Consider the following 12,016-nt stretch of genomic DNA (forward strand, 5'->3'; position numbering starts at 1 on the left):
AGCTGATATTTTTTTTATTCTAAAACCGAGTTTTGTTAATTCCTTTTTAATTTGACTTGTACTTCTTATAACTCTAAATTCAGGGTTAAAGAAAACTATATCATCTTTATCATCAAAATTTGGCTCAAAATAAATGATTACTCCTTTTTGTATATGTGATGGTATTATTTTTGAAAAATCATGTTCAACATGGATTGTATTTATTGAAAATAATGCACTGCTTTCTTTTGAATTATTTATTTCGAGCTCTTTTAGCAAATATTCTGGAACCTCTTCATTTTCAATTATGTATATACTATTTTCATTCAATTCAGCTAATGAATTAAATATAATTTCATCAGAAATTTTAAATGGCCAGTCTTTAATTAACTTTTTTCGCCTTTTTTTAGCGATTTTTATTGCATCATCTGTAGGATATGGATAAGCATAGTAAAAATTTTCTGTCTTTTTCCACGTTCTTATTGGGTGAATTATCCCAAATCCAGAAAGTTTTTCACTTATGTTTCTACACCACACTATTTTATCTGAATTTTTCATAAATGTGTAAGTTGAATTAGGATAAAAACCATCATATTCGTACATGCCGAGTTTTAAATCTGCAATTTTATGATTTTCTTCACAGGCTTTAATGTGGGTTGAAAATGCTTTTTCAAAATCTTCTTTTTCTTCGTAAATTTTTGCAAGTCTATAATAATAGAATGGGAATTCATCTTTGTTTTTGATTTCGTTTAAAAGTCTTAGTTTTCTATCAATATCATTGCAGTTTATAGAAGCAACATATTTTGCATAATCTGTATTTGAAATTAGATTAAGATATTTTAATTCAATCTCATTGGCATCAATAGTTAAAATTAATTCTTTGTGCTTTGTGTAATAGTTTAAAATTTCTTCGAAAACTCCATCTATATTTGGATCGAGTCTTGTTTTTAGATCATCAAGTACAGGTTTAATAAAGTTTGAAATATCTTTATTTAATTCAATAGCTTTTTTGTATGATGAAATAGCAGCAGAAAAATTGGAAAGTTTTAGATATATATCACCAATTAATGAATATATGATTCCTTGGATGTCATCTGAAAAATTCTTCCTAATACTTGCAAGTAGTTTTAATAATTTTTCTTTTGGACCGTTAAAATATTTAAATAAAAACAATACTTCATTCAAAGTTTTTATATTGTTTTCAAAGTCATTTTTGAATATAAATTCTAGAAGAAAATCTCCACCGTGTTTTTCGGATTTTATAACAAAGTTTTGAAAATCAGTTTGTACAAATTTTTCTAAAAGATTTACATCTATCTTTATATTGTTGTCCAAAAACTTAAAAGCGGTTTTCCAAATATCGATATTAATATTATTTTCAACTAAAACATTTAAGATATATTCGTAGGAAGATTTTATGCTTTTTAGAAAATCAATGTCATTTATTTTTAAGAACTCTTGTAATATAATATTGATTAATCTTTTAATATTTTCCCCTGTTGCTTTTGCAAATTCAATTGTTTTTCTAAGATTATTTTCAAAAATTTTTTTATCCTTATTTTTCAGGAAGTATTTTGTAATGATTGCTTTTGCACTTCCTTTGAATTTAAATCCTACTATAGTCCATTCAAATTCTTCGGGATGTTTTTCAGCATACTCAATTTTTTCTAAAAATAGTTTTGCATATTTGTATTGGCTTTCAAGATCGTCTTTTTTTTCGTAAACTCCTGTTAGGCCGTAATAAGGATCAGGATATTTTGGAACAGCTTCTATTGCTTTGTTAAATAAATTTTCTGCAAGTTCTAGATTTTCTTTATTTAATACATCCATTCCGAATAAAAAGAGAAATTCAAGGCCTATTGCGGGAATTTTACCAATTTTTTCTATCTCTTTTAGTGTTTTCCATCCAACTTCTATTTTTCTATTTTTGTATTTTGATATATTCTCAGTTTTGTAAAGTTGAACAAGATAATATATTCTTTCTACAGGATTTAAATCTTTATTTTCAAGGTGTTTTAATATTAGGTTCCTTGTTCTGTTATATTTTTGTATGCGGAGTTTTCTTGTCCAAATGTATCCATAGTGGTATACTGTAAATGGAGCGTTTACAACTTTTCCTTTGTATACTGGTTGATTATGTACTATATTTTTGTAATATACTGTGCCATTCCTAAAAAGTCTTGGGGTAGAGGCTACTTCAGTTTTTTTCAAGTCCCAGTCTAAATAACTTAAAGTAGGAAGATATACAGTATTTACATCATTCGGGAGATTTTCTAAGAAATTTCTTATTCCTTTAAAGCCTTCTTTGACTTCTTCGTCGGCATCAAATATTAGGACCCATTCACAAGTTGGATATTTTAGTGACTGATTTCTTGCCTTTGAAAAATCTCCTTCCCAAGGGTGAAAATAAAGTTTATCTGTGTATTCTTTTACAATTTCAGGAGTTTTGTCTGTTGAGCCGGTATCAACTACCACAATTTCATCAGCAATATCTTTAATACTTTCTAAAGCCCTTCTTATGTTATGTTCTTCATCTTTTACTATCATTGCAACTGAAAGAAGACATTTTTTCATAAAATCACTCCCTGAGTTTTTGTATTAGTTTTTTTTCAACATTTTTTGGAACCCATCTTGAAATATCTCCACCAAAATAAGCTACTTCCTTTACAAGACTTGATGATATAAATGAATATTTTTTATCAGTCATCAAAAATACAGTGTCAGTATGTGGACACATTTCTTTATTTGCCATAGCCATTTGAAGTTCATACTCAAAATCAGTAACAGCACGAAGACCACGTATGATGACATCAATCTTATTTTTTTGAAGATAATCAATTAAAAGTCCGTTAAAATAATCAACCTTTATATTTGCTATATCTTTAGTACATTCTTTTATCATTTCAATTCTTTCTTCAAGACTAAAGGTGTATTTTTTTCTTTTGTTTTCCATAACTACAACAAAAACTTCTGAAAAAATTTTTGAAGCTCTTTTAATTATGTCTAAATGTCCAAAGGTTATTGGATCAAAAGAACCAGGATAAATAGCCTTCAAAATGATCACCCTCCATGTGTTGGATCAACTTCAAAGAATGCGGTAAATTTAGGATCAAATAAGAGAGTAACAGTACCAATAGGTCCGTTTCTCTGTTTTCCTATAATGACTTCTGTTTCGTGTGGATCAAGTGTTTTTTCTTTTTTATAATATTGGTCTCTATATAAGAATAACACCATATCAGCATCTTGCTCTATCGAACCGGACTCTCTTAGATCACTCAGTCTTGGCCTTTTATCTTCACGCTGTTCAACAGCACGAGAAAGTTGCGATAAAGCAATTATAGACACGTCAAGTTCTCTAGCAAGAAGTTTAAGAGACCTAGAAATTTCTGAAATTTCTTGTTGCCTGTTTTCTCTATATGATTTTATGCTCATCAATTGAAGATAATCTATAAAAATAGCTTCGATTCCATATTCTTTTTTCATTCTTCTTGCCTTTGCACGAAGTGATCTTGGATCAAGATTTGCTTCATCATCGACTATTATATTTGCTTTATAGAGCTTACCAGTTGCAGTCAAGAGCCTTTGCCATTCTTCATCGCTCAATGTTCCACGTCTTATTTTTTGAAGTTCAATTAATGCTTCCATTCCTAGGAGTCTTTGTGCAAGCTGTTCTTTACTCATTTCAAGGCTAAAAATACCAACAGGTACTTTTGCGTGTAATGCCATGTTTTTTGCTATGTTAAGTGCAAATGCAGTTTTACCTACACTGGGTCTTGCTGCCAAGATTATAAGATCAGATTTATGAAATCCTGATGTCATTTCGTCTAGTTTTTTAAAACCTGTTGGAATACCAGTAATTAAGCTAGTTACACCATCTTTTACCTTTGTTCTTAAGTTTTCGAGGTTTTCAAAAACTTCGTGTAAAATAGTGTCCATCGAAAGGTATGTTTTTGAAGTTTTTGATTCAGCTATTTCAAAAATTACTCTTTCTGCATTATCTAAAATATCGTCCACATCTCTATCAGACATGGCATCTTCTACTACTTTGGATGCAGCGTTTATAAGTGCCCTCAAAACGGATTTATCCCTAACAATTTGTGCGTACATCTCTGCATGTGCAGATGTTGGTACTATATCTGCAAGTTGTGCAACATAAATTTCTCCGCCCACCATTTCAAGTTTTCCCTTAGTTTTAAGACGGTCACAAATTGATATTACATCAATTGGAATACCCTCATCGTATAGTTCTTCTATAGCCTTGAATATTTCGGCGTGTCTTGGATCGAAAAAATCTCGTGAGCTAACAATTGAAATAATGTTTTCAATTGTTTCCGGGTCTATTAATATACTACCTAATATAGCTTGTTCAGCTTCTATACTATGTGGAGCATTTTTCATACTTTTCCTCCTTTGTTCGAAAAAGATTATACCATAAAAATAAAGCCCCAGATTTTTCAATCTGGGGCCTATTTCTTGGAAAATGGTTCCAAGGGGGGATAGGGGGTCGCTGCTCTGTTTATAAGATAACATAGCAATTGTTACATCTCAACACATTAAAAACAAAGATTAGGTTAAAAAGGTTAAGATTAAGTAATATAAAGCGTTCTCTTAAAATGTTAAAATTCTGATATTTTTCCATGTTTTTTATAAAAAATTCAATAAAATTCCTTTTATTTTCATTAATAAATACGTTAACATATTTATCAGAGAGAAAAACTATTTTGAAAATTGGTTAACAATATCAAATAATAGTTTTGTTGCTCTAACGTCATCTTCGTTATACATTAATATTTCGTTTAGTATTGCTTTATCTTTTGATTTTTTGTATTCTTCAAATTTTTGTATGACGCTGCTCCCATTTAAATTTGTTCTCCACTTAAACCCAAAATATTTTGCCAGAACTTTAAGCGAGTAAGAAATTGTTGGTATTGCTAAACTACTGGATATTATTTTGTATATATCAATAAATTCAAATTTCACTTTATTTTTCACTTTGTATTTTGTAGCAAGCTTTTTGATTTGAATTGGTTCATAATTAAAGTAATGGTAAATTGGAGTGTTTTGTTTTTTTAAAAAGTCTATTAGCTGCAGAAAAGTTTTTTCTTCATCTTCCCTTTTAAATGAAAAAAATGGAATATATTCATTATCTTTTAAAATTCCAAACAAAAAGTGAAAATCATGGTAGCTTTCAATATCTAAGAATATTCCGTTTTTTAATTTTTCAACCTTTGAGATTAAAATAGGCTTATTTTCAATAAAAGCGGTTGCTTGCAGTATTAATCTTTTCCCTTTTTCTCCAAATATATTCTCAACTACATCTTTGTTTTTTATTAGATCATCTAATGTAAAAATGTTATGCTCAAATAATTTTTCCAGTTTTGCACTACCAATTCCACGAAGGAGTGAAAGATTTTTTTCTTTAATTAAAATATTTGTACATTCAAGGTTATATTTACAAAATTTACATTCAGGATTTATTCTGGGGCTTATTTCTTTGTAATTTTTTAATTCTTCAACTATATCAATAAAATCTTTTAGATATTTTTTCCAGGGCATTGTTACGTTGTAATATTTGCTTTTAAAAATAACATTTATTTTCTTTTCTGTGTGTTTTGAAAAAATATACCCATATGCAGCAGATTCTATGTAATGATATTGGTAGAGTTTTTTACCATTTCTATGAGAAATAATATAAATTTCAATGTTATTAGAAATTACTTCTACATTTGAAGCAATAAGCTTAAAATTAAAAAGTTTTGTAGACAAAACTCCCTTTTTAATTTTTCCACCGGTTTTAATTACTTTTTTCGTCTTTTTTTCAAGATAAGGGTCAAGAAAAACTTCTTCTTTTGATTCGTTAAGAAATTTTTTTGGGCAGAATAACAGACTTCTGATTTTTGAAACGCAAAATTGCATTATATCCTCCAATCTAAAAAATATTTCAAAGATAATTATATCACTATGTGTTATAATTTTCTTGGAAAAATTAGGGGAGGTGGAAAAATGGAGTTTATAAATCCAAGCAATGCACCAAAGGCAGTAGGACCTTATTCAATAGCGGTAAAAAGTAATGGCTTTGTTTTTGTATCTGGACAGCTTCCAATAGTTGTTGAAACGGGTGAATTGATAAAAGGGGATATAAAACGTGCAACGGAAGTTATTATAAAAAATATGGATAATATATTAAAAGAAGCAGGAAGCAGCCTTGATAAGTTGGTTAAAGTTAATGTGTATATAAGGGATATGTCAAAATTTTCTGAATTTAATGAAATATATGAAAAGCTATTAAATGGTCACAAACCCGCAAGAGCGGTAGTCGAAGTTTCAAATCTACCAAAAGATTCGGATATAGAAATAGAGGCAATAGCGGAGGTATAATATTGAAGGACTTGTATAAATTGTTATTAAAAGCATACGGTAGTGTTGGGAAGTGGTGGCCGGGGACTTCTGAAGAAATAATTGTTACAGCGGTTTTAACTCAAAATACGAATTGGAAAAATGTTGAAAGAGCAATTGAAAATATTTATAAAAATAAAACTAAAGAAAATTTGCTTGAGTATTTGTATGAATTGCCAGTTGACTATTTAGCAGAGTTAATTAAACCGGCTGGGTTTTATAACTTAAAAGCAAGGCGTTTAAAAAATTTACTTTCATTTCTCAAAGAATATGATTTTGACCTTTCTAAGATAAAAAGATTGGAAAATCTTCGTGAAAAGCTTTTGAAAATAAATGGAATCGGCAAAGAAACAGCCGATTCCATTTTACTCTATGCACTTGAAATACCAGTTTTTGTTGTTGATGCTTACACAAAAAGACTTTTGAAACGAATGTATAATATTAACCTGTCAGATTATGATAGTGTTCAAAATCTTTTCTACGAAAATTATCCTAAAGATGTCAAATTGTTCCAAGAACTTCACGGGTTAATTGTTGAACACTCAAAAGCGGTTTGTAGAAAAAATCCCATTTGCAGTGAGTGTAAAATTTCCGATAATTGTAAAAAGTCTATTTAACATCGCCTCTTCTAACAAATTGCAAAGTAATGGTTGCTACAAAGAATGATGCTATTGAAAAGTAAAGTAGCGAGTCGTATCCTAAGATGTCTATAAAAAATCCTGCAAGTGGAGGTGCAATTATATTTGCACTCATAGAGAAAAAGTAATAAAGTCCGGTGTAACCACCCAGTTTTTCTTCGGTTGTCATATCTACTACTGTAGGAAGTGAATTTACATTAACCATTCCCCAACCTATTCCACCAAGTGCAAAATAGATAAATAATAAACGAGTTACAAGACTTGTATTGTTTATCATATTTACGCTTGCAATTGATAAGATCGAGATAAGTATTACTATAGCAAGACCAATGGTCATAGTCTTTTTTCTTCCTATCTTTGCTCCGATAAAACCTGCAGGAATGGAAAAGAGCATAAATGTTAGAGAGAAGAAGCCTAGTATAAATGCTCCTGTGCTTTCACTAATTCCTATTCTAAACTTTGCATAACTTGTAAAGAAAGTCTCAAGAGCGTTATATCCAATAAACCAAAAGAGTATGGAAAGTAGAATCATCAAAAGACTTTTTTCTTTTGACAAAAACACTTCTTTTAGATTTACTTTTAACTCTGAAAAACTTTTTGAAAAGACATTGTCTATTTTCTTTTTCTTTCCTTCTTTAATTTTGTATTTTTCATCTTCCTTTATAAATATTACAACAAGCATTAATGCAATTAACATTATTAGTGCACCAAGCCAAAATGGTAAAGCATAGTTTTTGTCGTATAATGGTTTTCCTGCAAAATACGCAAGAAGTGCGCCAAGCCCGCCCATGAAGTTAATTACACCGTTTGCTTGACTTCTATACTTTGGTGGAGTTATATCAGGCATGAGAGCTATAACTGGAGATCTAAATAGGGCCATGAAAAAGTTCATAAAGATAATATTTAACATAAAAAACCATAGAAGGTGCATTTCTCTAGCAAATGGAATTAGTGAGAAAAACAGAGCACCAAGTGGCGCACCAATTAAAATATATGGCATACGCCTTCCAAATCTTGTTCTTGTTTGATCGCTTAATGCGCCGATAAGGGGCAACATAAATATGGCAAAAATATTGTCGATAGTCATTACAAAACCGATGCTGGTTGATGAAAGGGAAAAATCTTTTAAAAAGATAGGGACATAAGCGTTATAAAGTGGCCAGACAATACTTATTCCGAAAAACCCAAAACCTAGTAAGAACAGCTTTTTATAGTTTTTCACACAATCCCCCCTTTGAAAAATTCTATATTATTATATCACAGCTGTGATATAATAATTGTAAATAAGTAAAAAGAGGTGAAAATTATGCTAAATGTAGCTTTAATTGCCCATGATAACAAAAAACTTGACCTAGCAATGTTTGTCAAAGAGTGGAAAAATGTCTTTGAGAAATGCAACCTTTATGCCACAAAGAGCACTGGAAAGATTATTGAACAAAAGATAGGCTTAAAAGTTACAAAGCTTGAGTCAGGCCCGTACGGAGGAGATTTACAAATTGGTTCACTTATAGTGAATGGCGAGATTGATTTTGTTATCTTTTTAAGAGATCCGCTTACCGCACAACCTCATGAACCAGATGTTTCAGCACTTTTGAGGGTATGTGATGTTCACAATATTCCACTTGCAACAAATCTTGCTACTGCAGAAGGGTTAGTTTTAGAGATAAAAAGAAAACTTGAAGGAGGAAAATGATGGTATTTGTTTTCGATATAGATGGAACACTTTTAAAGAGTGATTATACAGTTTCTCAAGAAACAGTAGATGCGATTAAAAGTCTCGAAAGAAATGGCCATACAGTAATATTTGCAAGTGGTAGAATGCTTGTTTCGGTAAAAAAGTTTTTGAAGAAATTTTTTGGAAAAGATTTTCCAGTTATTGCATACAATGGTGGAATGGTATGGATACCTGAAAAAGGTGTGGTATTTGAAAAAAGCGTGGATTTTGACTCAACGAAGAAAATAATAGATTTTTTAAGAGGAAAATCTTTACATAGACAAATATATGTTGATGATAAATTATATGGAGAAGAGGATAATGAATATATAAAGTCTTATGCTAGACATGCAGATGTAGAATATTTTATAGTAGAAGATCTAGTAAAACTATCAAAGGAAAAACTTCCCACCAAAATTCTTTCCATTGCAGATGAAAAAGTACTAGATAATGTTAAGGATGAACTTGATAAAATGAATTTAAACGTTGATATATTTAAAAGCATGAATATATTTTTAGATATAGTTCCAAAAAATGTAAATAAGGCTGAAGCCTTAAAGTATTTAATAGATAAGTTAAACTGCAGAGATCAAAAGATAGTGGTTTTTGGTGATAATCACAACGATATTGGAATGTTTAAAATAGCTGATTTTTCAGTGGCAGTAGAAAACGCTGTTGAAGAACTTAAAAAGGAGGCAGATTATATTGCGCCATCGAATGATGAAGATGGTGTTTATGTTGCTCTTTCTAATCATTTTTCAGACATTATTTCCGGCTAACATTGCAAAAATACCTTTAAATGATATTTTAAAAGATGTTTCACTTTTGTGCCTTGGAAGTCTTGGTGATCTTACTCTTTCGTATGATGCAGGATTTGCGGCAGGTTATCTTTTAAAACAGCAAGGATATGATGCGTATGTCGTTGGTACTTTAGATACATTAAGTAAGGATGACAAAGATCCTTTAAATAGAGTAAATGTTTCTGCATTCATTACAGCTCATGTATATTCTCTTTTTGCAAGAGGACTTGCAACGGCTGGAATAATCCCAATATTTGATGGTACAATACTTGATAAGGAAGTTGTTGTGTCTTTAAACACTAGGGATGCAACTTATCCAATAGTTGTTGACAGTGAAGTGAAAAAAAATTTATTAAGTGAGTTAGGCTATAACGGAAGTGTATTTTTAAGTAATGAGATTGGAAAATATATAGATGGTATAAAGTTATCTTGGAAAATAACAAATGTTGATGTGGAAAGTATAAGAAAGAAAATTCTAAAAAATTCAATTGTTAAGCTTTCAGACGAGAAAGAAATACATATAAATCAGCCGTTTGTTGAATCAGGACTTTTAGTTTTTTCAAATGATCCAGAGATTTTAAGATTTGCTAAAGATATATTGGATGGATATGAGAACGCACTTGGAAGAAGGCCTTGGTGAGAAAAATAATGGGAGGTGGATTTTGTGTGGGTATACATTAAAAATCTGAAGGATCATATTGGAAAAGAAGTGGAGCTTAGAGGTTGGGTTTGGAGAAGTAGAAGTAGTGGAAAAATTGCATTTATTAATATGAGGGATGGTACAGGAATAGTACAAGTGGTTGTTGAAGCATCTTCAGTTGATGAAGAAACTTTTAAAAATGCAAGAAAACTTAGAATGGAATCATCTCTGATTGTTAGAGGAACGGTGAAAAGTGAAGAGAGGGCACCAGGTGGAGTAGAGATTCATGCAAAAGAGGTAATTCCAGTTCAAATTCCAACTGAGGATTTTCCAATTAATAAGCCTGATCATAGTATTGATTATCTGATGGAACACAGACACTTATGGCTCCGCTCTAGAAGGCAGATGCATATTTTAAATATAAGGGATGCAGTTTTAAAAGCTATTAGAAAATTCTATTGGGAAAATGATTTTGTTCAGGTTGATACACCTATTTTCACTGGTGCAATCGGTGAATCTGCAGGTAACCTTTTTGAGATAGATTATTTTGACTATGGAAAGGTATATCTTGCACAAACTGGGCAGCTTTATTTAGAGGCTGCATGTATGGCTCTTGGAAGAGTATTTAATTTAGGGCCAACATTTAGGGCTGAAAAGTCAAAGACAAGAAGACACCTTATAGAATTTTGGATGAATGAAGCCGAGGTTGCATATTTTGAGCATGAGGATAATCTTAAATTGCAGGAAAATCTTGTTAGCTATATAGTAAAATACGTTCTTGAAAATGCAAGAGAGCATCTTGAAGCTTTAAATAGAGACATTTCAAAACTTGAAAAGATTGAACCACCTTTCCCAAGGATTACTTATACAGAGGCTGTTAAAATGCTCCAAAAGAAAGGATACGATATTGAGTGGGGAGACGATTTTGGTGGAGATGAAGAAACTGAGATCGCAAAGCAATTTGATAAACCTGTGTTTGTGACACATTATCCAAGAAAGGCAAAGGCATTTTACATGCAGCCAGATCCGGATAACCCAGACGTTGTATTGTGCGATGATTTGATTGCACCTGAAGGATATGGTGAAATAATAGGTGCTTCACAAAGAATTCATGATTACGATCTTTTGGTTGAAAGATTGAAAGAATTTAACCTTCCTGTTGAATCATACGATTGGTATTTAGATTTAAGAAAGTTTGGATCGGTTCCTCACAGTGGGTTTGGACTTGGTGTTGAAAGGACAATTGCATGGATAGCTGGTCTTGAACATATTAGAGAGGCTATACCATTTCCTAGAACTTTATATAGGGTGCATCCATAAATTAAAGGGGGAAATCCCCCTTTAATTTTACCATTAAAGCATATAAACTTCTTTGTATTTTTCGCTTACATAGTCTATGAAATACTGTGGATTAAGCGTTTCGCCAGTTACCATCTTTATTAACTCCATTGGCTGATATACCTTTCCTTTTGAATGAATTTTTTCTCTGAGCCAGTTTAAAATGGGTTTAAATTCTCCATTTTCAACTTTTTGGTAAAAGTCTGGAATATCTTTTTTCATTTGTTTAAATATTTGTGCTGCATAAAGATTTCCAAGCATGTATGATGGGAAATATCCAAATGAGCCGTGTGCCCAATGGACGTCTTGGAGTACTCCTTCGCTGTCATTTTTAGGTGAGATACCTAAATATTCTTTCATCTTTTCATTCCAAATTAAAGGTAGTTCATCGACATTTATTCTGTCGTTAATTAATGCTTCTTCTATCTCAAACCTTATCATAATATGAAGGTTGTATGTTACCTCATCAGCTTCAGTTCTTATTAGTGATCTTTCTACCTTGTTTATTGCT

The 12,016-nt window shown here is 31.1% G+C and carries 11 protein-coding genes and 1 pseudogene; 6 read left to right on the plus strand and 6 right to left on the minus strand.

Annotated features, from left to right (window positions below):
• The 4 genes from JG780_RS08545 to JG780_RS08560 all read right to left on the minus strand — a co-directional run.
• Positions 1-2,553 (minus strand): TPR domain-containing glycosyltransferase (locus tag JG780_RS08545; protein WP_287570129.1); only part of this gene is annotated, 2,553 nt, incomplete at its 3' end.
• A gap of 4 nt (positions 2,554-2,557) precedes the next feature.
• Positions 2,558-3,034, minus strand: coding sequence for a pantetheine-phosphate adenylyltransferase (coaD, locus tag JG780_RS08550; protein ID WP_287570131.1), 477 nt, complete (start codon positions 3,032-3,034; stop codon positions 2,558-2,560).
• 5 nt (positions 3,035-3,039) lie between these two features.
• A complete protein-coding gene (dnaB, locus tag JG780_RS08555; RefSeq protein ID WP_287570133.1) occupies positions 3,040-4,377 on the minus strand; it encodes a replicative DNA helicase in 1,338 nt (445 codons plus the stop codon).
• A 318-nt stretch (positions 4,378-4,695) separates the two neighbouring features.
• Positions 4,696-5,895, minus strand: coding sequence for a TM0106 family RecB-like putative nuclease (locus JG780_RS08560; RefSeq protein ID WP_287570135.1), 1,200 nt, complete (start codon positions 5,893-5,895; stop codon positions 4,696-4,698).
• Between the two features lie 87 nt (positions 5,896-5,982).
• On the opposite strand from JG780_RS08560, the gene JG780_RS08565 reads away from it, so the two are divergent.
• Both JG780_RS08565 and JG780_RS08570 read left to right on the plus strand, forming a co-directional pair.
• Positions 5,983-6,357 carry a Rid family detoxifying hydrolase gene (locus tag JG780_RS08565; protein WP_287570137.1) on the plus strand — a complete coding sequence of 125 codons (375 nt, stop codon included), beginning with the start codon at positions 5,983-5,985 and terminating at the stop codon, positions 6,355-6,357.
• Positions 6,354-6,992 (plus strand): endonuclease III domain-containing protein, encoded by a 639-nt coding sequence (locus JG780_RS08570; RefSeq protein WP_287570141.1) that lies wholly within the window; start codon positions 6,354-6,356, stop codon positions 6,990-6,992. Before JG780_RS08565 ends, JG780_RS08570 begins: the two co-directional genes overlap by 4 nt.
• Here JG780_RS08570 and JG780_RS08575 read toward each other — a convergent pair.
• Positions 6,985-8,235 (minus strand): MFS transporter, encoded by a 1,251-nt coding sequence (locus tag JG780_RS08575; RefSeq protein WP_287570138.1) that lies wholly within the window; start codon positions 8,233-8,235, stop codon positions 6,985-6,987. The genes JG780_RS08570 and JG780_RS08575 overlap by 8 nt on opposite strands.
• Before the next feature lie 84 nt (positions 8,236-8,319).
• On the opposite strand from JG780_RS08575, the gene JG780_RS08580 reads away from it, so the two are divergent.
• From JG780_RS08580 to asnS, 4 genes are read left to right on the plus strand one after another with little or no spacing between them, the layout of a single operon-like run.
• Positions 8,320-8,706 carry a methylglyoxal synthase gene (locus JG780_RS08580; protein WP_004101725.1) on the plus strand — a complete coding sequence of 129 codons (387 nt, stop codon included), beginning with the start codon at positions 8,320-8,322 and terminating at the stop codon, positions 8,704-8,706.
• Entirely contained in the window at positions 8,706-9,506 is an 801-nt protein-coding gene (locus JG780_RS08585; RefSeq protein WP_004101727.1) for a Cof-type HAD-IIB family hydrolase, read from the plus strand. The genes JG780_RS08580 and JG780_RS08585 overlap by 1 nt, the downstream gene beginning before the upstream one ends.
• The gene (locus JG780_RS08590; protein WP_287570139.1) at positions 9,463-10,167 is read left to right on the plus strand and encodes a hypothetical protein; all 705 of its coding nucleotides are present in this window, start codon (positions 9,463-9,465) and stop codon (positions 10,165-10,167) included. Before JG780_RS08585 ends, JG780_RS08590 begins: the two co-directional genes overlap by 44 nt.
• A 24-nt stretch (positions 10,168-10,191) precedes the next feature.
• Entirely contained in the window at positions 10,192-11,487 is a 1,296-nt protein-coding gene (asnS, locus tag JG780_RS08595; RefSeq protein ID WP_004101733.1) for an asparagine--tRNA ligase, read from the plus strand.
• Positions 11,488-11,520: 33 nt separating this feature from the next.
• On the opposite strand, the pseudogene JG780_RS08600 reads toward asnS, so the two are convergent.
• Positions 11,521-12,016: pseudogene (locus JG780_RS08600) on the minus strand (carboxypeptidase M32); the annotation flags it as partial.

The sequence above is a fragment of the Thermosipho sp. (in: thermotogales) genome (genome assembly GCF_020054775.1).
Lineage (GTDB): Bacteria > Thermotogota > Thermotogae > Thermotogales > Fervidobacteriaceae > Thermosipho > Thermosipho africanus.

Excerpts from the sequence above, each read along its gene's own strand:
- dnaB (WP_287570133.1), bottom strand. The coding sequence starts at position 4,377 with ATGAAAAATGCTCCACATAGTATAGAAGCTGAACAAGCTATATTAGGT.
- JG780_RS08560 (WP_287570135.1), bottom strand. The coding sequence starts at position 5,895 with ATGCAATTTTGCGTTTCAAAAATCAGAAGTCTGTTATTCTGCCCAAAA.
- JG780_RS08565 (WP_287570137.1), top strand. The coding sequence starts at position 5,983 with ATGGAGTTTATAAATCCAAGCAATGCACCAAAGGCAGTAGGACCTTAT.
- JG780_RS08580 (WP_004101725.1), top strand. The coding sequence starts at position 8,320 with ATGCTAAATGTAGCTTTAATTGCCCATGATAACAAAAAACTTGACCTA.
- JG780_RS08585 (WP_004101727.1), top strand. The coding sequence starts at position 8,706 with ATGGTATTTGTTTTCGATATAGATGGAACACTTTTAAAGAGTGATTAT.
- JG780_RS08590 (WP_287570139.1), top strand. The coding sequence starts at position 9,463 with ATGTTGCTCTTTCTAATCATTTTTCAGACATTATTTCCGGCTAACATT.